Source organism: Sphingobacteruim zhuxiongii, assembly GCF_009557615.1.
Classification (GTDB): Bacteria; Bacteroidota; Bacteroidia; order Sphingobacteriales; family Sphingobacteriaceae; genus Sphingobacterium; species Sphingobacterium zhuxiongii.
Map to the genome: position 1 here is coordinate 4018674 of NZ_CP045652.1, position 25165 is coordinate 4043838.

Below are 25165 nucleotides of genomic sequence, written 5' to 3' on the forward strand. Positions count from 1 at the left end.
TCGCAAAAACAAACTTAGACTAAGCTTTGTACCAATAAAGTTAACGGAGTAGCCCTGAAAATCACAATAGCGCAAGGCATACCTTTTTGACGCCAAGTAGGGATACATAATCTATCGAAAAGAATATTAAAATGATTGGTCTGCATTGACACCGGTTACGTGACCGGGTTGAGTGAAAGAGTGTTTTCAGCAACACGATAAAGATATAATAAATCAGTTTATAATCCATATATCAATCTAAGCTTAGTCCATATTAACTAAACTATTCGAGATCTTAAACGTATACAAACAACCTAAATGTAGCATATGATTTTACATTCAAAACTTGAGAGACTGATAACGATTTTCCTCTTTCTATTGGTCCTATCGTTACTTTATGTTCCCACAATTTCTGCCCAAAATAAAAAGACAATTTTGGTCCCTGTAGATAATCCTGTGAAGATTGACGTCCGAAGCATGAGTATTAACGACAAGACAAGTGAGGTCATCGCTGATGAACGATTGACAAGCAAAACCGGAATTACACTAAAGCCTAATATCACCGCATCAATAAACGCTGAACGCGCGGAGTCAGATGTACATTTTACCATAAAAACTCCAACATCTGGTTACTATACCATATATAGCTACGCTGTTACCGACGCGGAGGGCGCTCAATTGATGAAAAAAGCAAAGACAAAGTTTGAATCGATGTATATGCGGATTCAATTTGGCAATAAACGTGGTACAAAGCGCGTAATCTACGTCCCGTGGGATCGTCCATTACAACACACAGGCATCTTTGATTTAGCGGAGGGCGAACAAGACGTTATGATATGGTTACCTCGCGGCGTTCGATTAGAATACCTTCAGATTGGCAAATATGCAGCTCCAAAAGTACCTGCTGCGGCGGCGGCTTACAAACCAAGTATTATTCCACCAAACAGCCATCCGCGCCTATGGGTTAATCAGGAAACACTGCCAATCGTTAGAAAGAATTTAGAACGACCAGAGCATCATGACACATGGGAAAAACTAAAAAAAGAAGCGCTTACTCCCTTTAAATTGGATTTTGATCCAAATGAAGAGATGCCCTACAACGTAGACTTAGAAAAAGCTACCGAGTTAAAAGCATTCTACTATTTGATGAGTGGTGATAAGATGATCGGCAGAGAAGCTATTGAACTCACAAAAGCCTATTTATCGCATGTTGAATTTGGCAATATCTTAGATATTACAAGAGAACTAGGACGGGCAATTTATACTGCTTCTTTGGTCTATGATTGGACGTATGATTTACTTTCTACAGAAGAAAAAAGCAAAATGATCAAAGACCTCATGCGCTTATCCATGGATATGGAAATCGGTTGGCCTCCTTTTCGTATGAAAATCTTAAATGGCCATGGCAATGAAGCGATGGTTAATCGGGATTTCTTAGCTATGAGTATGGCGATTTACGATGAGGATCCTATTCCATATCAATATATTTCTTACCATATTCTCGAGGAATTGGTGCCAATGCGCCGTTTCGAATATCAATCACCGCGACATAACCAAGGTATAAGCTATGCGTCCTATCGCTTCGCGTGGGAAATGCATGCGGCATGGTTGTTCTATCGCATGTCCGGTAAAAAAGTCTTCGACGAAAACTTGAGCGGTATGCCTGCTTATTTTATGTACATGCGAACACCTGCGGGCGATATGTTGCGAGATGGAGATGGGTTTGCAGCAGGAAAGCCGGGAGAAGACTTCTACTGGAAATCCCCACAGGTGATGTTTTTAATGGCAAACTACGGTAAAGATCCAATCGTTAAAGGCGAGTTTTTAAGACATGGAAACCTGAATAACCCAACATTATTTCTACTGCTTAACGACCCTGATTTTAAAGCGGAACCTAGCCTCAGTAGCCTACCCTTAACAAAAGATTTTGGACCAATTTTAGGATCTATGGTTACAAGGACCGGTTGGAACATAGGTCCAGATAGTGACGATGTTGTTGCCGAAATCAAAGGCGGAGGTTATCATTTTGGGAATCATCAGCATGCCGACGCTGGAGCAATCCAACTATACTATCGAGGGTTTCAACTTGGTGATATAGGTGTGTATCGATTTTATGGAACTCCCTTTGATCTAGGCTTTAATAAGCGCTCGGCGTCACATAGCATGATGCTCGCAGTAGATACCACCGAACGATTCTATCGCAGTACGGCAAATGATGGAGGAGCTCGCTTTAACCAACGTGCTCCGAGTTCGAAGGAAGAGGTGCAAACAGACCCTTGGTTTAATAATGGTCAAGTTATCGCAACTTCTATTGGACCAGATAAAAAGATTCCGCTGTATAGCTACTTTTCCGCCAACTTAACTGGGGCATATTCGGACAAGATGACAAACTATATCCGGCAGTTTTGTTTTATAAATACAGGAAGAAAAGATGTCCCCGCAGTAATCGTTTTGACCGATCAAATGGAAACGAAAAACAGTACAGTGGACAAATATTGGCAAATAGCTTCAATTAATAAACCTGAATTGACTGCGGATGGTTTCATTCTTCAAAATTCATTAAATGGAAGAAATGGTAGAACGCACGTTCAAATACTGGCGCCTCACAGCTCCGCTTACGACATTAAAGTTCTTTCGGACTCAATGACCACCAATATCTTTGGGACGCAACTAGAGGCTCCGGACACCCCTTATCCAGAAGGTAAAGGTCATCGAACATTAGTATCCTATAAAGCTAAAGAGCAGCAAAATCATTTTTTATCGGTATTTCAAGTTTGCGAAGGAGTAAATAAACCGCTTAATTTATCCACTAACCTGAGTGGAGGCGTCAATATCATCCATATTGGGGAAGATTTGATTGTAGCAACTGCAGGCAAAGAAATCAAGCAATCTTTCGAATTTACGATCACTAACAAAGAAAAGAACAGCGTGATTTTGACTGGATTGAAAGCTGGGAAATGGAAGGTTAGTCGAGGTAAACGAGCTATAGCGGTTAAAGATATTTCAACGAAAGAGCAGACCGCTTATTTAAGCATTGAAAAAGCAGGCAAGTATACTGTAAGCCCCCTATAAAAAGACGGGAATCTTTATTTCTAACGCTCAACTCTATATTCGAATGAGTTGAGCGTTAGCATAAATTTGTTATTTTCGTTTAGCTTCAACAGACAATTTCACTGGGAAAACTCTTTCTGGATCAGCAAATAAAGCTGTACTTTCCACAAGTGACGCTTCATCAAGTTTCAATTTCTTATTCAAGATTTGTCGCCCATTATAGATCAACTTAACTTTCTTGTTTAAATCTACATATCGTTCATCTAAGAAAATAGAAAAATCCAAATCGTCATATAGACATTTATCTTTCAATTCAGCATCAGCAACATAGGTTTCAACCATCACTGTATTCTGATTGAATTTTACATCGAAAATAACACGATCTTTCTTGTCGCCTTCCTTTAGCTTAATCGGACTATTTAAAGCGATATTATAGAATGTTTTTCTATAACGTCCATCCATTGGGAAGAAAACAAAATGAAGATCCGTTGGTGTTGCATTTCGCGTGAATTTCACGAGCCAAGGCGTCGTTGTCGTATAGTCGATTCCATGACCTTTACCAGCCTGAATTATTACCTGATGCTTATAAGAGCCCGGATATTTAGCTTCAAGAATATCAAAGGTATCCTTAGCAGCTTTGGTTAACGTGTTTCTACCAAACATACGGTCATTTTCACCTGTTTGTAATGAAAAGGCAATATGTTTAAAATTAACAGGAGGCGCATTCCTTAACGGTTCTCCTCCAGCCATAGGCCCTATTCCAGCAAGGTAGTCCGCATAAAAGGCGCCAAGTCGTTGACTTCCATAACCTCCTTCTGAGATTCCTGTAATAAAGATCTTATTGGGATCAATTTTTTCGTCCAACATAGCTAAACGAAACATTCGCTCCCATGCGTATTGTACAGGTTTTAACCACCATCTATATCTTCTTTCACTTGGAATTTGTGGAATAAAATAGATTGATGGACTGTCTTGATAACGCAAAGCCCAAGCGGCAGTATTTTTAAATTCTATTGCCTTTGGACCAGAACCGTGCAAATTAAGAAACAATGGGGCTTTGTTAATTCCTGTCTCTCCTTTTTTAAAGTAATAGAAAGGCATAGGTTCCTCTCCTATTAGTTCCCATTGATTAGTCGACATTTCTGCAGTCCCTTGCACTGGCGTAGGAAGCTGCTCGATTCTATTATTTACAGTTTTCCATAAAGCCCAGACATTTGATTTTGCCGACTGCCAATTCTTCGCAGCCAAGCCTCTCTTGTTCGTATATGGAATCAACTGATTTTCAGCATGCCCATTCTCAATTCGTTGTTCAAAATATGACTCGATTTGCTCATTGTGCGCTTTTGATTGCCCATTTACAGACAAGCTTGTTGAGCAAAGCAAGAAAAGTAAAAGCCCGTTTATATTAAAATTCATCTTTCATTAGTTTTATTCGCCTTTAAGCAGACTATTAATAAGTACATTCAATTCCTCCACCATACTATCGATGTTTCCATTGAAGCCACCAAGCTTGTATTTAACGATTCCGTTCGTATCGATTATGAACTGTGCGGGAATACTCGAAACGTCATACGCAGATGCCATTTTAAATCCAGACTCTTGTTCTATATCGATTAAAACATCAAAATTAAGTCCTCTATCTTGAAGTAGCAATTCTATTTGTTCCATACGACTTTCTTGGCTTTTTTTCCGTTCTAACGTATTCACAAATAAGAACACGACGTTTGGATTGTCTTTAAATCGATCCTTAACAATATTCATTGCAGGAAAGGCTGCCAGACAGGGTTTACACCAAGTCGCCCAGAAATCTAAAACAACGACTTTTCCTCGAAGACTTTCTAAGCTAACTCTCTTCCCCTGAAGGTCAAGTAAATCAAATTTAGGTGCCACGTAACTCACCTCATACTGAGACTTTTCCTTCCATTTCTCATCTTGCAAATCCTTCATTAAAGCTTCTTGATATGCTTCAAAAGAACTAGTTTTGTTCGGTAACCTTTCATAGAAAAAAGCCAGCTTATCTTTTACATATTGATCGGCATTTCCATTTTTCACCCAATCCGCCAAGAGTGTCACCGCTTTTTCGTCGTTACCCAACGAAGAATAGATATGTGCTCCTAATAACGGTGATTTATCAAAATCGCTGTCGCCCCAACCTGCTCCCTTCAAATACGCGAACGCGACTTTTGCATTATTGGAAAAGTATAAGAGGTCGGCAGTTTGATTTTGCCACAAGAATTTACGTTCAGGTATACTCAACTCTAAATCTGCAAAACGAAACATTAATTCCTTTGCACCCTTTCTCGATAACGTTAATTTCTTTGATCTTTCCAATTGCTGCCATCGAATCTTATTATCGCTTAATTCTGTGGCAATCTCAAAAGCTCTTTTGTTATTCAATTTAATAAATCTGTCGATAAGCGCTAATCTGACTTGATCCATCATTCCGTTCACTTGAATAAACTGCTTCAAAGGATAGTCCTTTTTGAATTGCTGATAGATAATTTCTAAACTATCAGGCGTTGTCTTATCCACTTGTCGCGCAATCTTTGGAATTTCTTGAAAAACAGCCAAAGGATTATTACTTTGTGCGCTCACAAACGCACAAAGTAATATGAAAAATGAGCTTAGCAAGCATTCTCTAATTCTCATTATTTTCGATTCTTGTATTGTAGTGTGATTGGCTTCTCTAAATTATCGAACAACATCGTATGCTCTCCACCAACGAACGTTCCTACATTATCAATCGAAAATGTGTATACTTTTCCTTTAGAACCATCATATGTTCCCACAGCCAATGTTCTATTATTATCTGGGAATCCGACGAATTGGCTAGTTGATTGTTTCAATGACATTGTCGATATACGCTCGGCTGTTGAAAATTGATACACCAACGTTGATTTGTTATTTGCGATATCAAGCAGATACAACTTATTTCCAACAGCATAATAAGCATGGAAATAAAGCCCTGAGAAGACCATTTGGGTTGCCTTCGATATCTCTTCGGCTTGATCAACTTTCGTCTTACTAACGGCGCCTGAAGTACTGATGCGAAGGACATATGGGATCGCTGCATTATCTTTCATCAGAAAACTATACTGCGAACTCGGCGCAGGCCCACCAAATAATGGTGTCATACCTACGTTGTTCATATTAAATCCTGCAGTTTCGCTATCGGCGAATGCATTGACTCTTTTTCCATTTAGTAGAAAGAATCGCTTTGCTGTCACATCATATACGACCGCTCCCTCTGAACTAGGAAATGGCAGAAAATATTTCGAGAAATTGTAATTACCTGGCAGGGCTGCCGCGTAACGTGTATTAATCTGGTTTGAAAACATCATCCCATTACTAATAAACATCACGTTGAATCCAATTTGATCGTACATGATATTTAATGGCTTATTCTCTTTTGGAAGCTCTATATACCAATCTTTCAAGGAATTTAATTTCATAAAATTGGTATAGAATACACGAACCGCATCATCTTCACCAAGGATATAGATATCTTGGGATCCACCGAAGAAAGTCGTCAACACACGTACAGTGTGCGCGCCTTTTGGCAATTCAGTTCCTGGATTTGCTGTAGCATATATATCACGAACAATCTGTCCACTTGGATTCAAAAGGTGTAAATCTCTTTTAGCGTCTGAACCCTCTCCAATCATCAACCAACCCTCGCTAAAAGCACTACTTACTTGCAAGAAGTATTTTTTAAAAAAAGAAACTCCAGTTTTATTGTCGGTTACTGTATACAACAACGTGTAGTTCCCCGGTCCAAGACCACAAATCACAGCAAGATCTTTAGACGTTGATAGAGTCTCATTTGTTCCTCCGGATATTGGTGGGTTGAAATCATATACAGACCACTTGTACGCTAAGTCATCATTATTTCCCATTGTATGCTTTAACAATGTTTGTACGCTTAGCGTATCAAATTGACTTACTTGTACAGTGTCACTGCCTATTTTTTCGAAACTGATCTCGTTAATTTCTGTAGTGTCATAGTTCCCTTTGTCTTTATAACAAGATTGACAAAGGAATATGATCATCAGAAAAGCAATACTATTTATATATCTTTTCATTGTATTCATTAATTAAGGAAAGCGTACAGGTACTCTGTTTTCATCTAACATTTCTGTTCCGTTGGTTGCTTCATAGTCGTATAGTACCAAGCGACACTTTGAAACGATAAACAACAGGATATCTGGTCTCAGTCCAGTAAAATCGCTATATCCTGTTTCTCTGATAATCAAACCGAATTTAGCTTGGCTAAATTCACCAAATCGGATTTGATCCCAAGATGCCGGTTTGGTCAAGAAATCATTGAATTTGATTAAATAGTCTGTCAACTCCTTTGGTCCAACTTGAAAATCATCTGATTGGCTTAAGGTGATCCACAAACGAGCTTCTTTTTGTTTTAAAGCCGCAGATCTCGTCAATACGATTTTAAGTAAACCTGCATGTTCACCAGCAGGGATTAATCCTGGCATTATTTCATACGCATCTGAAGATGCCGTCGTTTTCTCTGCATCGACTTTCACAAGTACGCTTCGATCTCTATCTGAAACTTGTCCCACAATGCGGATCGGCAATTCGACTGTATCCTTCATGACAACATCTGTCTTAACAGCAAAAGACACTGTCAAACTATCTGCACCCTCCTCTATTCCTGCTTTGTAGAATGTTATGGCAGGTTTTATTTCAAATGATTTTAACTCTTCTTTTTTACAAGCCGCCATGAAAATCATGGTCGCTAAGAGCACCCAGTTTATATACTTTTTCATAGCTTCTTAATTGTTAAATTCAATTTCATCATTAGGTTTAGGAAACACATACTGTGCTTCGGTCATATCGATCGAACTACCCTCAATGCGTAACGTATTCTTTCGTTTATGGTAAAAGAAAAGTTGCCCTTCTTGATAAAATTCCTTCCGATATTCCTTGACAATATTAGCATCGATTTGATCCATATCTGCTGTTGACGAAATGGTCACTGCACCTCTAACCGCAATGACTTTGTTCATCCATTCAATTCTTTCTTCTCTAATATTGCTTGATTCTGCGCCAATAAAGTATATTTCAGACATTCTCATCAATGGAATGCGTCTTGTATTCAACAAATTCGTCTGAATGTCATCATCTCTATATTTCGCAGGGTATTTATCAGCAGAAGTACCGTCAGTTTTCCAAAGAAATACAGAACGAACATCTGTGCTACTTCCCTCAAAGACAGCTGTTAAAAAGCTGGCTTTATTACTAAGCGTACTTTGTCCCGATGTACTTCTAAACAAATCCTCATTAATTTGATGTAGGTTAGGTGTATAGATACCGAAAAGCTGCTCAGGCAATAAGGCGCGATAAGGTGATGTTCCTGCCAAATTGTTCCTTTCTACAAAAGGGAAAAGCTTTGCCCCTTGATCAATGATGAATTTAGCTTGTTGATAGGCAAGGTCTTTATCTCCGATATATAGCGCTATCCTAGCTTTAAGTCCGTTTGCAGCCCAATAGTTAAAATGATTTCTCGTATGTGAAGTGAATGGATCAATCGTTCCATAAACCACTTGCTTATCTAAAGAAAGTAAGTCAATTGCTTGATTTAAATCTGCATAACAAGCCTCGATAAAATCCGTACCTGACACATTTGGTTTTACCTTCATTTCGAATACATTCACATAGGGTATTGTTTCGCCGGTCAATCCTTTTGATGGAATAGGACCAAAAGCGCGAAACAAATCAAAATGTATCATTGCCCTTAATCCGAGCGCTTCTCCTTTGATTCGCTCATACATCCCCTCAGCGAACACCGATTTCCGCAGTTCTATCGCTTGTAGAATATTATTGATGTTGGCAATTGCTTTATATCCGGTGTACCAAAATCTATTGATATTTGATTGAACCGTTGCGTTGGTATAATTATATCTTCCTGTTTCGTAATACTGATTGGTATTTGCGGAAACATCATATTGCTGCGCTAGAACATCCATTGTTCCCATGGTAAATTCTTTTGCATAAAAATCTGACCCGGCAAGCAAAATATAAACCCCTGTTAATGCGTCTTTAAAACCTTGTTCATTTTCGAAGAGTACATTTTCAGAAATATTTGTTTTCGGCTGTACGTCAAGCCATTTTTTACAACTGGAGCTTAATCCTATCAAGCTACATGCGATGAGTACTTTATATAAATTTCTCATGTTATCCTTATTAGAATGAAGTGCTTAAACTAAATGTAAAATTTCTTGCGAATGGATAGGATAACCCTCTTTCAACTTGAATGGTTGAAAGTTGCAAGATATTGTTTCCTTGTAGCGAGAATCTAGTATTTTTCAATCTCATTTTTGAGGCTACCTTTTCTGGCAACATATATCCAAGTGAAATACTCGTGAAATTGAGAAAGTTGTTCTTCTGCATAAAGCGACTTGTAGCCTGTGTTGCTGATGTAATCGGATTGCCCTCTAAGTCTGTCAAACCTTTAAATAGAGTAACGTCTCCAGGTTGTTTCCAGCGGTCCAGAAACACTCTTTCGTCAACATTGTTATTGATATTGGCATTTTCAACATAATCGGCAAGTGTTTGATTATACTGTTTAGCGCCTGTTTGATAGCTGAAATAAGCGCCAAATTGGAATCCTTTGTAAGTAACATTTGTCCCCAAACTTCCACTTAATTTCGCTATCGCATCTCCAACAATCACCTTATCCTCTGCATTCCAGATGTATGTTAAATTGCCATCTTTATCATAGAATACCTCTCGTCCAGTACTAGGATCAATACCTGCAGATTTCACTGCCCATATCGCATTTACCGATTGGCCTTCTTGATATCTTGCATTTGGTTTAGTCTGCGCGCCGGAGTCATTATCTTGATTCATCTTCTTCAAAGAGTTCGAGATTTCTTTGATCTCATTTCTATTATGAATTCCGTTAACGTAGATTGACCAAGAGAACTGGGACGCTGCTGGCTTAAAGATGAAGAAGTTCACATTTCCTTCAATCCCCTTATTGGCTAGTTTCCCCATATTTTCTTTGTAGCTGGAAACACCTAGAGATGGCGGAGTACTGATATCTAGCAGCAGATTATTTGTCATTTCATAGTATGCGTCAAGACGTAGATTAACTCGATCATTCCAGAAAATCATGTCTGTACCGACATTATACTTCATTGTTTCCTGCCATTTCAAATCACGATTCCCATAGCCCAATACCTGCGCTCCATACATTCCTAAATAATCCTGACTTGTATTGTACGTATAGGTCGTGATTGCCATAAATGGCGGAAACTGTTGACTTCCCGTTGTTCCTAATCCACCTCGAATTTTGAAACGATTGAAGAAAGGAACATGTTCTTTGAAGAATTTCTCTTCGTGTAAATTCCATCCCAAGCCAACTGCCCAGAAAGGTGCGAATCTATTTAATTCGCCAAACTGTGTCGATCCGTCAACATTGACTGCTAGATCAAAAAGCAATCGTCGGTCAAATGTGTAATTGAAGTTTCCAAATGAAGAAAATCTTCTTGAAATATTGTTGCTACCCTGTGGGCGACTGTTCTCTAAATAGCCGTTTCCGAAGAAAATTTCATCCAATCTACTGTTCGGAAACCCTCTCACTACAATTCCATTGGATTTGCTTTGCTGTTCTGCAAGAGACATTCCTAAGGTTGAGAAAATTTGGTGACGTCCAATTACTTTATTATAATCAGCGACTAGACTACCATCATATGTAAAGAACTCAGAGTTACTTTTTGTATACGATCCTCGGGTAAAATATTCGTTTGAGTTATAGTCAGATATTTGTGCGAATGCCGTGTGATCAGCTGGCAAGAAATTATTGTTTTCATCCTTCTGAGTCGACAAGCCAAATTTCGCTGTAACTTTTAAAGAAGGCATAGCACGCCATTCAACAAAGGTATTATTGTTAATCCCACTGTATTTGCCGTAGCTCGAAGTTCCAATCAATGCATTATACATCGGGTTAACGATATAACTGCTACTATTAATACCCAGGTTGGTAATCGTTTCGAGTATTTTTTTAGTCTGTCCATTTTCATCGAAAGGACTCCAATATGGATTTAAGCGCGAATAATCACCGAAACTTCCATAAGGCGAATTATTAGACTTATTACTACTCACATTCAGTTGGTTTCGAATTAAGATATTATTCTTTCTGTAAGACAAAGACATGCCCCCTTCAAAAGAATTTCTATCCGAGCCCTTCATGACCCCTTTGTTGTTAAAGTATCCGAAATTTGCACCGTAGCGGACATAATCGTCGCCACCTTCAAGGAATAAAGATTGTTTATTTCCGACCCCTGTTTGCAATGGTTGGGACAACCAGTAGGTGTCTACTCCGCGTTCAACTTCCGCTCTTCTTGCCGAATAACGTTGATCCAATATAAGTTGGTTTTCCGGTCGTGCGGAATAATACAATCCTCCTTGTCTCTCGAGCTCAAGTTTGTCCTTTGCATTTAACAGGTTATACGATGTTAAATCTGGGGCTGTTACCTGCAAGGTTGTACTGTAGTTTAAGTTAAGCTTCCCAGGTTGAGGTTGTTTAGTCTCGACTACAATAACACCGTTTGCGGCACGCGAACCATATGCAGAAGTTGCTACAGCATCTTTAAGTATTGTTATCTTCTCAATCCTGTTGATATCCAAGTCATATATTTTTGTTAAGCTGACTTCAAACCCGTCTAACATAAATAATGGCATACTTGGATTGGATTGGTAAGCCGCCATAAAATCCGCTCCCGACAAGTCCGAACTGGATATATCTCCCTGTCCCGGAAAATTATTGGTACCACGTAATGTAATGTTCGGCAACCTATTCGGATCCGATCCGAACTCTAAATTGTCGGGTACTCTGACCGCTGGATCGAGAACCTTCAATGCGTCAAAAACATTCAAGGCATTGATATTTCTCAACTGCTGCCCAGAAACTGCTGTCGCTGCTCCTGTAAAATTCTCTGTCGGCCGATTGAAAAGTCCGGTCACTGTAATTTCCTCCACAGCGGCCTCTAATGCTGAGAGATGAAATGTTTTTACTTGCTCAGCTATTTGAGACACTTTGAACTTTAATGGCTTATATCCTAGATACGATATCTCGAGCACATCCCCAATGTCTGCTAAAATTTCGAATTCTCCAGCATGGTTACTTTTAGTTTTTCGATCTGTATTTGCGATCGAAATACTTGCTCCAGGCATAACTCCCCCATTCTCATCAAGCACTTTACCCTTGAATAAACGTTGAATAGCAACGCTCGTTTTTTCAGCAGGAGCTTTTCTCTTCATTGCAAGGGAGATTGATTTCCCTTTTCGTTCAAAAGTAAACTGCGTTTCTTCGAAAAGTAAAGTCAATGCTTTTTCTAATTCAACCTCGCGAATCGAAAGATTAATGTTTTTAATATCATCGATATGATGATCAGCATAAATAAATGTTGCGCCACTTTGTTTGGTTAATTCAAGGAGCGCTTTCTTCATTGTTGCATTTTGAAGATGCAAAGTTACTTTTTGACCAAAGCCATTGGCCATCACAGTAAACATGGAAACGAAGAACAGTAAAAAGGTTAATTTCATGTATAATAAAAATACGTTCACAGGTTGTCTATCCCGGAGGACAGCATGTCGTTTTTTATTGTTCATTAAGTTTTCATAATAGAACAATACGGTGGAATACGAAAATTAAGAAATGCTGTAACACATCGCTCAATATTCCTTATCTTGTATTGTCGGGTTAAAAAAATAGGTTGAAAATCTCATTATTGACCAGGCTATACTGCTGTAGGTGTTGCAAGCGCCTCAGCAGTTCTTATTTACCCATCAATGGTTTTTTAGGTTAATCTACAGTACTTACCCTCCTTTCCTTGACTTTAAAATTGATTTGGGTATTTAATGTTATTGCTTCTAACACGGTCGCTAAGGGTACATCTCTTGGAATCATTGCCGATAGCTTTTTATCCTTATGTCTCCCCATATCGACCTCGATATCATACCAACGTGCTAGTTGAACTCCAAATTCGGCTAGGGTTAAATCTTGAACGACATATACGCCATCTTTCCAAGAGCTAATTGTTTCTAAAGGAACTTCTTGAACGCTAATTACATGTTGATCGGAGACGACAGCCTGCTGACCTGGTTTTAATATTTTTGAACCTTGTCCGGTACTTCCAATAATTTTTAGACTACCTTCTTGAAGAGTCGTATACTGGTATTTTTGATTTTCATAGGCTTGCACATTAAACGAAGTTCCTAAAACTTGAATCTGCTGCTTAGATGTCTCTACTACAAATGGTTTTCGGCTATCTTTCGCAACCGCTAAGAAGACTTCCCCTGTCAGTTGAACCTCTCGTTTATCCTCAGAAAACTCGGAAGGATACGAGATGCTAGACGCTGCATTTAGCCATGCTTTCGTCCCATCTGGAAGAATAGCCTCAAACTGTCCAGCATTGGGCGTCTTTAGGGTGATTTGGCGAATTTGGTCCTTCGTGTTAATCGTCTGACCATTTCCATAGTGTAACTGACCATTTAGACTAATGAGGCTATCATGCTCACCATTTATCGCAATATTTTCACTGCCGTCGAGGATCAAGATTGCTCTATTTTTACCAGGCAAAATTTCCTTCGCGATTTGAAGACTTTCTTTTTGTATGGCTTTGGGATCTTTTTTGAACCAAAAAAATAACCCTAGGGAAATACACAATACCGCTGCCGCAGCGATACTTGTTAGTTTCCACCAGCTTAATCTCCCGCTATTTTGCTTAGCACTATTGGTTCCTATTCTACGTTGAAGGTCAATTAAATCCGTAACAAGGTCTAAATCTGACGGCAAGTCGCTATTTTGCTCAACTCGAAGGTAAAAATCGTTAAGCCAAGCTAACTCCTCAGCGCTACATGTCCCGCTTTTATATTTATCAAGAATTCGGTCTATCTTCGTCCTTTGTTCGTCTGTCATTCTATTGCCTATTACAAAAGTTCAGACGGTTGAAAGCAAGAGAGAGGGGGGGTGTTTTAAAAATATTTTAGGAAGAGTACAAATATCATCCAAAGGGATGCTCCTACTTTAAAACGAAGTGCCCGTAAGGCTTCTTTAATATATCCGCGAACAGTATGTTCCGATAACTGTAACTCTTGAGCGATCTCCCTATAGGTTAGGTATTGATTTCTGCTCATTTCGAATATTTGCCTTACTCGTGGAGGTAATTGCTTAAGTGTATTTTCAATTTGCTCAGCGAGCATTTTTTCTTGCAATAGCTCCACAATATTGCCATTAGATACTGTCGATTCGAGGGTAAGACTAGCAAGATATTTATTCCTATTTTTTTCTTTTGCCCAAACGTCGATAACGCGATTGCGAACACTGGTATAAAGATAATTAGACAGGGTTGTTTCAATATTCAGGACCTGCCTATTCTTCCAAATCGCTGCAAAAAGGTCTTGCACAATATCTTTCGCTAATTCTCTATCGCCTATCTTTTTGTAGGCATGAACATACAATAGGGCATAATAATATCTGAAAATCTGTTCAAATGATTCTTCATCTCCTGCTTGCAGACGCTTCAGCAGTTCCTTTTCATCGCTAAGGAAATGAATTGACATGGAGTTTAGCTAAATTTTTCGCTAATAAAAGGAATATATGTGATAAAATCAAACAATATAACGTTCGTTATCAAATAGAATTGAGCTGTAAAAGCACAGAAAATCATATTCTAGATTAACTTATTTTCTGCTGCAATTTTCACGAGCTCTATCATATTTTTAGCTTTAAATTTCTGCATGAGATTCCTTCGATGAGTCTCCACTGTCATCACAGAAATAAAAAGTTTATCGGCAATATGTGTGGAAGTTCGTCCGTCCGCAATTGCTACCAATATTTGATGTTCTCGTTTGGTTAGCCTAGGTAATTCGATGACTGGTGTGGCCGGTTTCAACATAATTTTCTTTACTTCCTGACTCAAGGCAACTTCCCCTTGTTTGGCAAGTTCTATACATGAAATAATCTCTTGGGGATCGGCATTCTTTAAAATATAACCATTCCCGCCGTTTTCTAAAAATTTAAAGATAATACCACGCTCGGCCTGATTACTAATCCCCAAAACTATGGCACGAGGTGCTTTTTGCTTGATTTTCTTACAAAAATCTAAACCGTTGCCATCGTTCAGTACGATATCCAGCAGAACGACGTCAACAGGATTTTCAGCAATAAAATCTAAGGCCGCGATTCCTTTTGTAAAAGAAAAAATTTGAAATCTATTCTGTCGTGTAAGGAGCGCCTTCAATCCCTCTAATATCATAGGATGATCATCGACGATAACGATTGAAGATCTATTAAAATCCATATGCTTCTACATTTATAGTTGTTCCTGCTCCTTTTTCAGAAGACAGTTCAAATTTTGCATTAATTAATTTTGCTCTATTCTCCATATTTGCAATTCCTTGACCATAGCTTACTTCCGACAGGTCAAAACCCACTCCATCGTCTTCAATCGTCAAATCAAGCCTATTCTCATCTTGGCTAACTTGTATGATGACCATACTGGCCTGCGCATATTTAATCACATTGCTTAAGGCTTCTTGTGCAATTCGGTAAAATGCAAGCTGAATTTTGAATGGAATTCCCTCATTCAAATTATACGATTCAAATTGTATGTTGAAGTCCGGTCTACTCATTGATTCAGCAAGTTCTTCCAAGGCGACATCTAAGCCTAAATTCTTTAGGGTTTCTGGCATCAAATTCCTAGATATCCGACGCATTTCAACAATTGATTTATCGATCTTTTCTACGATCTCTTTTGTTGGCGTATGCGCTGAGGCGGAAATCGACATCCGTATATTAGCTAACATCCCACCCATGCTATCGTGAAGATCTTGTGCGATGCGCTGCCTTTCTTGTTCCTCTCCTTTTATTATTGCTTCTGCCGCATCTAATCGACGCTCCTTCTCTAATCGTATTCTTTCTTGATGATGTACTTCTTGGGTTTGTTGGTTAATTTTCTTCTGCTTTCTATAGGTTGTAAAAATCAACAGCCCTATAGCAATACTTAACCCTAATGCAATCGCAAGTAAAGAGATTCTTAAATTTCGATTATTTACTTGCAGCTGATGTTCCTGCTTTTCGGCTTTCAACTCATCAATTGTTTTTTCTTTTTGAGCCGTTTGAAGTAGCACTTCAAGCTCGTTCATTTTCTCAATGAGTTTTTGCTGTTGCAAGCTATCACTGAGATTGCTAGATTTAGTGAGCCATTGGAAGGCTTGTTTATAATCGCCCATCGCTTGATTTACTAAAGCCAGCTGAGTAAAGGTCGTTTTTCGATTGATCGGCTCTTTAACTAGTATATTATCATTGAGAATTTGTTCCAATTGCCACCGAGCTTTTGGATAATCCTTTTGCATCAAAAAAACGTTATACATCCTGAAATATAGCATTTGGAGTATCTTCTGTTGACCTTTAGCTCTTGCCATTTCAATACCTTTCTCCAAACTCCCAATTGCCTTTGGATAATCCTGTCTTGTTGTATGAAGCATTGCTTGCTGATAGTAGAAGTTAGGATAATGTTGCGATGTGGGATAAGGATTTATGAGTTGAGCCGCATTTTCTAATGCGTTTTGCGCAGACTTACTATCCGGTTTATAGCAATAATTACTAACCAGATTTAGATAGGTTATTAGATGAACTGTACTCTTTTCCGGCAGTTTTTCTAGCTCTACTAAAGCCTTATCATGGTATTGTTGTGCTTTATCGAATTGACCAACCGACATAAAAGTCAATCCCAATTGGGTATAATAGTAGGCAAGCGCTTCCAAGTTTTTAGTTTTCTCACTAATTGGAATACAATATTCCGTCAACGCTTTGACCATTTCTTGATACCCCTTATCGTCAATATCTAAATAGGCCTTCTGGTAAATAGCCTTCATTCGAACTTCTGAATTGGGGCTAGATCCTTCTAGTAGGTTAATCGCTTGATCGAATAGACTCTTTGCTTTAGATTTTTCCCCATGATATAATTCTATTAGTCCCAAATAATAGTCGATTTCGCCATCAGGCAAACTAAATCTTCGACTTGAATGCCTCCCCTCTTCTACAGCGGTTGCAGCCTTTGTACTATCAGATACGGACCAGAATTCGGCTAGACGAAGAAATGACCGAGACTTAGCAGAATCAACTTGACTTGTTTTGATATGGGTATGTAATGATTCAACATATTTATTTTCATCCAATGGAACGAGATGCTGTCCAACTAGTGTTTGGCTAGTACAAAGAAAGAAGGCAAATAGGTAGTAATATTTCAACATTGAGGGTTTAGGATAATTGGCAAATATCGACATAAAAAGGCATGCAAACCCCAACGATTCAAAAAATAACGGAAAACCATTAGATAAAGTTCAGGGTATTCAACGATTGTTTGGGGCTTAGTTTATGTGGAGATTTGTGTTTTTGACGAACTAAAAATGTTGTTATGACTAAGATGAAAATGAAAATTGCGCTTATAGGTTGTTTATCCTTAATAAGCTTTGGAACACTTACAACAAGTTGCGGTAAGGACGACAATAATCCAGAAGAACTTCCAAATGGCAACATTGAGGCAGCCGTTGGAACCTATAAAGGCAAGCTGTATGCACGTGTTCATCCAAATGAACAAAGAAAAACTTGGTATGATGCAATTGTAATCGTTAGCAAGGAAGGTTCGAATAAACTGAAGATTTCTGCAAAAACTGGTCAAGAGTACTCAGCAGTTACATCGAAGACATTCACCGTTGAAACAGGTGCATTTTTCGGCACCAACACGCAAGACATTGTTTCTCTTACCGGTAGCATGGAAGGAATGTTTTCTTTCTACGGCTCTAATAAAACGATAGTGGTAACGACAGATCAACAAGCTAGTTCGGATATCGATTTTGAATTCGAAGGCACAAAACAGTAAATCCAATTTGGATCGTATCGATGCATAGCGTCGAATCTTTAATTTCGACACTCTTTTTTAATCGAAAACGCAAGATTTGCTGCAATAAAAAAAAAGATTGCTTAAAAAATTGATCTTTTTATTGCAGCTTTTTCCTAATAACATATTCTCATATCAACAGCCCGATCCATCTCAAATAAGCTTTTTCTTTCTAAACTTTTCGAATCAAAATCATACAAATAAAATGACCCTTTTTTTTGTTGCACTGCGTTATCTTTGTACGTGGCAATCCCAATTTTATTTCCTTCAGATTTATTATTTACAGCGAATTTAAACGATACAATATCCCCGGTTTCATCTTCCGGCAAGGTAAGATAAGGTTGAAATATCAACTCTCTTTTGGGAAATCTATAGATTGTACGTTCGAGTGCGAAATACCAATAATCATCTTTCAAAATAAATCCCTTACCGTTTGCCAAGATCTCCGATTCATTGAAGTAAATAACTTCAAGCCGCTCAGGAGAGAGTCCTCGAGAAGTAGTTTCCAATAGACCAACGAGATTACCCTCTTTCAATAAGTAGAACCAGGTGGGCTGATGATCATCAATGGTCGCGATAGCCATACTGGTTTTTCCTTCGGTTAGGTATGGAAAATATTGCTTATCATCACTATTATTCCAATAAAGACCGCCTCCAGTCAAACCGTTATCGAAGACTCGAATAAGTCCATTTTTGCTATCATAACCACTTATAAAGTATCCTTTCAACTGCGATGATCCAGTATAGATAACGTCTTTCTCTCCAAAATTATAGTCCAATGGATCTTGCCAATAGCTGTCACCGCTGAATAAGCCATCTTTAAAATTATAGCATTTGCCGCCAATTAAAACGATTCCATCAAATTTATCTACGTTTAGACTACTAAAATGGTCACTTTGATAATAAGTCGGTTTTAGGAGTTTATCATTAGGAATCGTTCCACTGCTCGGAATTACAAATGAGGTTCCCAGGGTATTAAAGTCTAAGGCTATCATCGGATATTCGCCTTGTTCAGTCACAATTAATAGCCTCTTATAATCAAAGCTGCTATCTGTTTGTACGTTATACGATACTTCCAAGTTAACAGGTTTTGTTCCAAAAGAACCTTTATCGAAGCCGCTAATTGAAACGGGCGCTTTACTAGAATCCCTTGAAAACATGAACAACTTAGTTTGGTTTAGTTCATTTTCTGTCAACACGTAGCTTCCTGTACCGACACTTGCTAAGACTAGCACTTCAAATGTAAAGCTGTAGGTGAGTCCCGTCTGCTTGTCCAATACAATAAATTTTCCAACATATTTTCCTGGCAATAGCGACCCTGAATTAATACGTAACTGCTTATCCGTTGATATAGTATCCTGCTCTAAAATCCACCAAAAGTTTAAATCTTTGTCGTTCACTTGCTGTAGTGTTCCAGCAATTTTGGGTGCAATATTGATGTTCTCATTTTTATCCACAATGATACGAGAACCTTCAAAATTTCCTCCCTTGTCATTTTGAATCTCTAATCTGTTGATCTCTTGATACTGATAGTTTCCGTGGTCCTTTGCACAGGAACAGATGATGAGCAACAAGATAAAAAGCGACGATAATATGCAGAATGCCTTTTGTTTCATAATAGTATGATTACGGAAGCTTTATACGCGATTTAGAGGAGTCGTTATTTGGATAAATAACATTTTTTTCGAAATATTCCTTCAACTCGCTTAAGTAAAAAAAGGTAATCGGATATTGAATTTGGATTGGAAAAGCTGGCATATTGTTCCAAGCGAAATTTGGCTGATCACCAATATTCATAGGTACTGATTTGTCTAGTCCAATTTTATAAATTTTTATCCATTGCTGATAAACCTCCGGATAATAATCTCCAAAAAACTGACCCCAATTTTGCCACCAGTACGGTTTTAGAAGTTGATCGGATATCAGAATCTTGATCTTGGACTTTTCCATCTGTCCCTCGCTAAAAAACTCGTTATTAGAAATCCTTAATGTTAAGTTGTAGATTTTCTGCTTCATTGATGGCTCTCTGGCTATCTTAACAAAAAGTGTATCCGTGAATCGATCCGCGCCTATCATAGGTTTTTGAATTTCAACTAAATCTAGATCAATATTCGTTTCAAACTCATCTACGGTCACATGGATCGCTCTATTAAAGGATTGCTTTTGCCCAACTAAAGACAGGGGAATAGCAATAATCTTTGTTTTCATTGCTGCCGCTTCATGTGCAAAAGAAAAATCCAATGAATCCAAGCGTTTACTAATACTCCCTGCATTGACTTGGGGAACATTAAAGTGAACAAAAGTTAGACGTTCCTCTAATGGTAGCAGCTGCTGCTTTTTACAAGACAAGAAAATGAGTAGCAGCGATACCGAACAAATAATTCTAATCATAATCTATAAATTCTCCTCTGCAGGGATTGGCCAAACAAATTTCTCTATACTAGGCGACATGGTTCCCTGCGCACGATATATCGGATGAAACCATTTTTTATAGTGTAAAAACAAAACGCCTTCTCCGATATATTCTCTTCGAATTTCATCTAAAAGCAATTCTTGCAGGACAGAAGTCGGCATATTAATCGACCAATCTATAGGATCAATAGTACGACTTTGTCTAACGAGGTTCAAGTAATCCAAGGCGAGTTTTGGATCCGTTTGTAAAAATGCTTCGCATAAAATAAAATATAGCTCAGGAAGGCTGATTAATTGTGCAATTTGATACTGATCAGGCGCAACATTAGAATCAGCCAATGATAAGTCAAATAGCTTGTAGAAAGTTTCGTAAGGCGTCCACCATAGATATCTGATATCATTCGTGTTTCCAGACCCTCCAGCAAAGAGCCCTCTTAACAAGGTTTCATAAGCTGTTTTTAACTTCATCCGAGGGTTGCTAACGTCATACAAGTAGCCACTGGTCATTTCGTTCATCCGCCTAATCTGCAAGCCCCACAAACTCTCCATATTAAAACGTATATCTTTGTCTGGAGGGTTTCCATATTGGTCCCATATATTTAGGAATCGCGCTGTTTTTTCGTCTTTCAAAGAAACTAGGAGTGCGCTCGCAACTTCCGCAGCTTTTACATGGTTGCCCTGCCAACTGTACTTACGACAAAGCAATGCTTGGGCAGCATAGATGTTTAAATGTTGTTTTCTTCGATCTGTGATAAAATTGTAAGGGCCTGATTGTTCTAATTCTTCTTCAAGCACGGCGCTTGTCAAAATAGGATCGTCTTTCATTAATGCAATAGCTTGCAGCAGGTCTTGCTCTACCAACGACAGATATGTGCTATTCAAAACGGGTTCCGTCTTTTGAATCTTCGTATCGGTATAGTAGGGTAGTGTCTTTTTATCAACCCCTTGTTGAGACATTACTGGTCCAAAAAGTCTAAAAAGCTCAAAGTGAAAAAAAGCTCTTAAAGCAAGGATTTCTCCTTTCAAAAGTTCATAGTCCGGGTCTGATTTGATGCTGTCCACATGCTCCAATAAGGTATTACATTGGCGAATGAGCATATATAGATCCGACCATATTTGAAATATTCTCTTTTTGGTTTGATCATTATCATAAGAAAAATTGTAGTCGCTATGGTATATATGGTTGTTGGGCACTTCCCAGTATCCGGCCAAAACATCCAACATCCCAAACTCCAATTCTCTCCCATACAAACTCGCATCGCCCATTGTTGCGTATATTCCAGTAAGAATCTTAACAAATCCTTGTTTACTTTTCAAGGATTCATCAAGCGTTAGCTGCTCTGGAGCATTCACATCAATCCATTTACTACAGCTCAGGATTAGGAAAACCGTTGTGCAGAAAAGCCCTCGAAGAGCAAATTTCAATGTTTTAAATTTTCTCATCTAGAATTGTGTTAAAAGACCAAAATTGAACGATCGACTCATTGGATAATTTAAACCACGCTCCATGTTCACCGTACTGCTCAGCAATAAATCATTTGCCGCCATTTGTAAACGAAGTCCTTTTAAACGATATCTTTCGATTAAGCGCAGCGGCACATCATAATTGAACAGGATAGAACTCAGTCTTATATAACTTTCCTTTTCAACAAACCGGCTACTTAGATAGCTTGGGTCAGCATCACCGATGTTTTTAAATTTTGTCACATCGCCAGGTGCTATCCATCGACTTTGTAAAGCGCGCAGATCGGTATTCAACCAGGGATCTTGATTTTCCACCCTAGTTGCACTGGTATAGTTGTAAACTTGACCTCCCAAAGAATAGTATAGATAGGCTTGTAAGGACAAGGCTTTATAGTTCATACTCAAGTGCATTGTTCCAAAGACTATCGCCTCTTTATTTCCGATGACAACGATATCATCTGTACGCCATTGATCGGTTATACGATTCGTTTTAGAAAGGAAATATTCTTTACCTGTTGCTGGATCAATGCCAAGTGACTGAACGCCTTTTAGATTCAAAAGTGACTCTCCGACTTGGTACAATTCTGTTTGATTGTAATTGCCAAAGCGGTCCAAGGTCATATTAGTGACGTTCATATTCTTTAGCTCCTCGGAAAGCTGCAGTAACTTCCCTCGATTTCTGACTGCAGTTAATGAGAATTCTGTGGAGATTGTTTTATCTTGACTTTCATAAAACCTAAGGTACATTTCCGACTCAAAACCTGCATTTTTTACTTTTCCGATATTTTCATAGTAGCCGTTTCCCGGAATCCCTATAGACGGAGCCGTGGTAATCAATGATACCATCCGATTGGTGTTTTTCGAATATAGAAAGAACGACAGGCGTAACCTGTCCTGTAGCAAACTGGTTCTTGTTCCCAAACTTGTGGAGCTAATCTTCGGCCATTTCAAATTTGGATTCCCCTGATTATTGTAGAGATACCCAATTTCCAATAGATATTGCCGTTGTTCTGCATTTAGATAACTAGAGGTTGTCATATTGTTCAAAAATGCATCGGTACCTGCGACCCCAGTATTCACAAAAAGAAGCATATCGGTTATCCATTCCATATTTGAAAGCAGCTTACTCTTCAAATTATAAGCGGTTCCTAAACTCCAAAATTGGCCATAAGGATTGTTTTGGCCGAATTTCGAAGACCCATCCATGCGATAAGAAAAATCCATAAAATAGGCGTTCTGAAATGAATAAGCACCAGTAACTATACCACTAACAAGTCTATTTTTGTTGGCCATACTAAATGGAGTACTACTCATCGCAGTAATAGACTGCATATCACTCGGTAGCTCTTGATCATGACTTAAGCCGATCATATTTCTTCCACGCTCCAATGCATCCGCAGACCGTGCTTCTGAAACGAGATTTACCTGAAAGGAATGCGCTGCGATACGACGATTATAGCCTAGATTGACATTTGCAGTAATATAATTCCCATTAGAGGTTGAATACCGATATAACCCTTTATTCGAATTATCTTTATCCACGTACTGAGTATTTAAAGGCGAGATAAATTTCTCTGCCCCATCCCATAAACGCTCGTAGTTTATATTTGACTTCAGGGAAAAATTCTCATTTATCTTGTAGGAAATAAAAACACTTTGGGAATACAGCTGTCTTTTTATTTCGTCTTTGTAGGGCAGCAAAGCATTACTTAACGGGTTGTATTTTAATGCGCTAAGGGTTTCATCGGGGTAGCTTGCAATTAGTGATCCGCGATTATCCAGCAGTCGTTGATAGGGATTCATGAGCGCATAATCTTGAAAATTTCCGAATGGTGACTCATAACCAGTTCGATATTCATAGTTACTTGACGACCAAATTTCCAAACCAGTAAATGGTCTATATACCAAATTCAGCTGGGCGCCAGACCGATCACGCCTAGATCCTTTCATGACAGCATTTAAGCGACTCATGTTTCCAGATATACCATAGACAAATTTTTGATTCCCCCCTTCTAGACGTAAACTCGCCGAGTTTGATATCTCTTGCTGTAAAGGCTGCTTTAGCCAGTAAGTATCGACACCTTCTAGTACGTTGGCCAATCGTTGGCTATATAAGTTATCTAGTTTCGTCTGATTAATATTTTGTTGGTTTAGACTTTCTCCCAGAGCAGCTTTGTGTCGATATTTACCGGCGAAACTCTCAAATTCCAACTTCTCACTCGCGTTCATCAAATTATAGTCTGAGAGATCTGCGCCTGTTAAAGACAGACGATAATCTAAGGAAATTTTTATATCCCCCGGCTTTGGTTTCTTTGTTTCTACGAGTAAAACGCCATTTCCACCACGCGATCCATAAAGGACCATGGAACTTACGTCTTTCAAAAGCACGATTCTTTCGATACGATTGATGTCTAAGTCGTATAGTCGCTCTAAAGTCACTTCAAACCCATCGAGTATAATTAATGGAGAATTTACTACATAATTACCCACGTTATTGATTCCTCGAACAGTGATTTGAGGGATTTGATTGGGGTTTCCTCCATTGAATATATCATCCTGTATCTTGAATGCCGGCTCGATAGCTTCAATAATCTTTAGTGTATTATTGGAGTTGAAATTACGAAGCTCATTTTGCGAAATTATGGAGGCTGCGCCGGTGAAACTACTCATCTTGCGCTGTGAATAGCCTGTATTGATATCGAGAGAATCTAAAGCGAAGCTAAGTTGTTGAAGTTCTATACGAAGTGATTTCTGACCATTGATTTTTAGATGGCTACTTTGATAGCCAAGCATGGAAAAACTCAGCTCTGGATCATCAACATACTCTATTTCAAAACGTCCATATTGATCTGAAGCAGCAACATTTCTGTTTTCGGATATATTCCTAATGGATACACCCGAGAGCGGTTCTCCTAAATGGTTAAAAATCTGACCTGATAACTTTGACTTCTTAACAGATGCTTTCACGCGATCGCTTATTTCTCGCTTTCTCTCTGCAGTCAATTTTCGAATAATAACTATTTTTCCGTCAACGAACATGTCTATCTCACTCTTATCTGAAAGCCTGAGTAAAACATTGGAAAGCTCCATATTATGAACTCGAAAATCAAATTTGTTCGCGTTCCTCAATAGATTCAAATCCCCAAGCATGTCTATTTTCACTTGCTGTTGGATACGATCAAAAATATCAACGAGTGACTTATTTTTGACATCTAATGATATACGTTGCGCCACGCAGGGCATAGATAGAAAGAGGCAAAACACCACAACGCAATAAACTGCTTTACAGCTCATTGCCTTGCGAACCCTGTATTTCAAGCTGATGATATTCC

16 protein-coding genes are annotated in these 25165 nt (G+C 38.6%); 2 read left to right on the forward strand and 14 right to left on the reverse strand.

All coding sequences use genetic code 11. The annotated features are described in order from the left end of the window. The first annotated feature begins 456 nt into the window (after positions 1–456). Positions 457–3051: a hypothetical protein gene (locus GFH32_RS16925; RefSeq protein ID WP_153512720.1), complete on the forward strand. Its 2595-nt coding sequence runs from the start codon at positions 457–459 to the stop codon at positions 3049–3051. Between the two features lie 69 nt (positions 3052–3120). Here GFH32_RS16925 and GFH32_RS16930 read toward each other — a convergent pair whose 3' ends face one another. The 10 genes from GFH32_RS16930 to GFH32_RS16975 all read right to left on the reverse strand — a co-directional run bounded on the left by GFH32_RS16930 (position 3121) and on the right by GFH32_RS16975 (position 17310). Next, on the reverse strand, positions 3121–4446 hold the full coding sequence (locus GFH32_RS16930; RefSeq protein WP_153512721.1) for an alpha/beta hydrolase family protein: 1326 nt from the start codon (positions 4444–4446) through the stop codon (positions 3121–3123). A 12-nt stretch (positions 4447–4458) separates the two neighbouring features. Beyond that, the gene (locus tag GFH32_RS16935; RefSeq protein ID WP_153512722.1) at positions 4459–5679 is read right to left on the reverse strand and encodes a peroxiredoxin family protein; all 1221 of its coding nucleotides are present in this window, start codon (positions 5677–5679) and stop codon (positions 4459–4461) included. Further along, a complete protein-coding gene (locus tag GFH32_RS16940) occupies positions 5679–7112 on the reverse strand; it encodes a PKD-like family lipoprotein (protein ID WP_160366839.1) in 1434 nt (477 codons plus the stop codon). The genes GFH32_RS16935 and GFH32_RS16940 overlap by 1 nt, the downstream gene beginning before the upstream one ends. A gap of 12 nt (positions 7113–7124) precedes the next feature. Next, a complete protein-coding gene (locus GFH32_RS16945) occupies positions 7125–7814 on the reverse strand; it encodes a DUF4843 domain-containing protein (protein WP_153512724.1) in 690 nt (229 codons plus the stop codon). Between the two features lie 6 nt (positions 7815–7820). After that, positions 7821–9221, reverse strand: a complete 1401-nt coding sequence (locus tag GFH32_RS16950) for a RagB/SusD family nutrient uptake outer membrane protein (RefSeq protein WP_153512725.1) — start codon at positions 9219–9221, stop codon at positions 7821–7823. A gap of 10 nt (positions 9222–9231) precedes the next feature. Further along, positions 9232–12663: a SusC/RagA family TonB-linked outer membrane protein gene (locus tag GFH32_RS16955; RefSeq protein WP_194285649.1), complete on the reverse strand. Its 3432-nt coding sequence runs from the start codon at positions 12661–12663 to the stop codon at positions 9232–9234. 193 nt (positions 12664–12856) lie between these two features. Then, the gene (locus GFH32_RS16960) at positions 12857–13972 is read right to left on the reverse strand and encodes a FecR family protein (RefSeq protein WP_153512727.1); all 1116 of its coding nucleotides are present in this window, start codon (positions 13970–13972) and stop codon (positions 12857–12859) included. Between the two features lie 56 nt (positions 13973–14028). After that, entirely contained in the window at positions 14029–14616 is a 588-nt protein-coding gene (locus GFH32_RS16965; RefSeq protein WP_153512728.1) for an RNA polymerase sigma factor, read from the reverse strand. A gap of 110 nt (positions 14617–14726) precedes the next feature. Further along, a complete protein-coding gene (locus GFH32_RS16970) occupies positions 14727–15356 on the reverse strand; it encodes a response regulator (RefSeq protein ID WP_153512729.1) in 630 nt (209 codons plus the stop codon). After that, positions 15346–17310 (reverse strand): tetratricopeptide repeat-containing sensor histidine kinase, encoded by a 1965-nt coding sequence (locus GFH32_RS16975; RefSeq protein WP_153512730.1) that lies wholly within the window; start codon positions 17308–17310, stop codon positions 15346–15348. Before GFH32_RS16975 ends, GFH32_RS16970 begins: the two co-directional genes overlap by 11 nt. Before the next feature lie 164 nt (positions 17311–17474). Here GFH32_RS16975 and GFH32_RS16980 point away from each other — a divergent pair, with 164 nt between their 5' ends. Then, entirely contained in the window at positions 17475–17939 is a 465-nt protein-coding gene (locus GFH32_RS16980; protein WP_153512731.1) for a hypothetical protein, read from the forward strand. A gap of 134 nt (positions 17940–18073) precedes the next feature. Here GFH32_RS16980 and GFH32_RS16985 read toward each other — a convergent pair whose 3' ends face one another. The 4 genes from GFH32_RS16985 to GFH32_RS17000 are packed head-to-tail and all read right to left on the reverse strand — an operon-like array spanning position 18074 to position 25067. Continuing rightward, positions 18074–19573, reverse strand: coding sequence for a PKD-like family lipoprotein (locus GFH32_RS16985; RefSeq protein WP_153512732.1), 1500 nt, complete (start codon positions 19571–19573; stop codon positions 18074–18076). 10 nt (positions 19574–19583) lie between these two features. Next, positions 19584–20348 carry a DUF4843 domain-containing protein gene (locus tag GFH32_RS16990; protein ID WP_153512733.1) on the reverse strand — a complete coding sequence of 255 codons (765 nt, stop codon included), beginning with the start codon at positions 20346–20348 and terminating at the stop codon, positions 19584–19586. A 3-nt stretch (positions 20349–20351) separates the two neighbouring features. Beyond that, entirely contained in the window at positions 20352–21812 is a 1461-nt protein-coding gene (locus GFH32_RS16995) for a RagB/SusD family nutrient uptake outer membrane protein (RefSeq protein WP_153512734.1), read from the reverse strand. Further along, positions 21813–25067, reverse strand: a complete 3255-nt coding sequence (locus GFH32_RS17000) for a SusC/RagA family TonB-linked outer membrane protein (RefSeq protein WP_160366840.1) — start codon at positions 25065–25067, stop codon at positions 21813–21815. Positions 25068–25165 lie beyond the last annotated feature (98 nt).

Coding starts and splice junctions, on each gene's coding strand:
- GFH32_RS16925 (WP_153512720.1), top strand. CDS start 457: ATGAGTATTAACGACAAGACAAGTGAGGTCATCGCTGATGAACGATTG.
- GFH32_RS16930 (WP_153512721.1), bottom strand. CDS start 4,446: ATGAATTTTAATATAAACGGGCTTTTACTTTTCTTGCTTTGCTCAACA.
- GFH32_RS16935 (WP_153512722.1), bottom strand. CDS start 5,679: ATGAGAATTAGAGAATGCTTGCTAAGCTCATTTTTCATATTACTTTGT.
- GFH32_RS16940 (WP_160366839.1), bottom strand. CDS start 7,112: ATGAAAAGATATATAAATAGTATTGCTTTTCTGATGATCATATTCCTT.
- GFH32_RS16945 (WP_153512724.1), bottom strand. CDS start 7,814: ATGAAAAAGTATATAAACTGGGTGCTCTTAGCGACCATGATTTTCATG.
- GFH32_RS16950 (WP_153512725.1), bottom strand. CDS start 9,221: ATGAGAAATTTATATAAAGTACTCATCGCATGTAGCTTGATAGGATTA.
- GFH32_RS16955 (WP_194285649.1), bottom strand. CDS start 12,663: ATGAACAATAAAAAACGACATGCTGTCCTCCGGGATAGACAACCTGTG.
- GFH32_RS16960 (WP_153512727.1), bottom strand. CDS start 13,972: ATGACAGACGAACAAAGGACGAAGATAGACCGAATTCTTGATAAATAT.
- GFH32_RS16965 (WP_153512728.1), bottom strand. CDS start 14,616: ATGTCAATTCATTTCCTTAGCGATGAAAAGGAACTGCTGAAGCGTCTG.
- GFH32_RS16970 (WP_153512729.1), bottom strand. CDS start 15,356: ATGGATTTTAATAGATCTTCAATCGTTATCGTCGATGATCATCCTATG.
- GFH32_RS16975 (WP_153512730.1), bottom strand. CDS start 17,310: ATGTTGAAATATTACTACCTATTTGCCTTCTTTCTTTGTACTAGCCAA.
- GFH32_RS16980 (WP_153512731.1), top strand. CDS start 17,475: ATGACTAAGATGAAAATGAAAATTGCGCTTATAGGTTGTTTATCCTTA.
- GFH32_RS16985 (WP_153512732.1), bottom strand. CDS start 19,573: ATGAAACAAAAGGCATTCTGCATATTATCGTCGCTTTTTATCTTGTTG.
- GFH32_RS16990 (WP_153512733.1), bottom strand. CDS start 20,348: ATGATTAGAATTATTTGTTCGGTATCGCTGCTACTCATTTTCTTGTCT.
- GFH32_RS16995 (WP_153512734.1), bottom strand. CDS start 21,812: ATGAGAAAATTTAAAACATTGAAATTTGCTCTTCGAGGGCTTTTCTGC.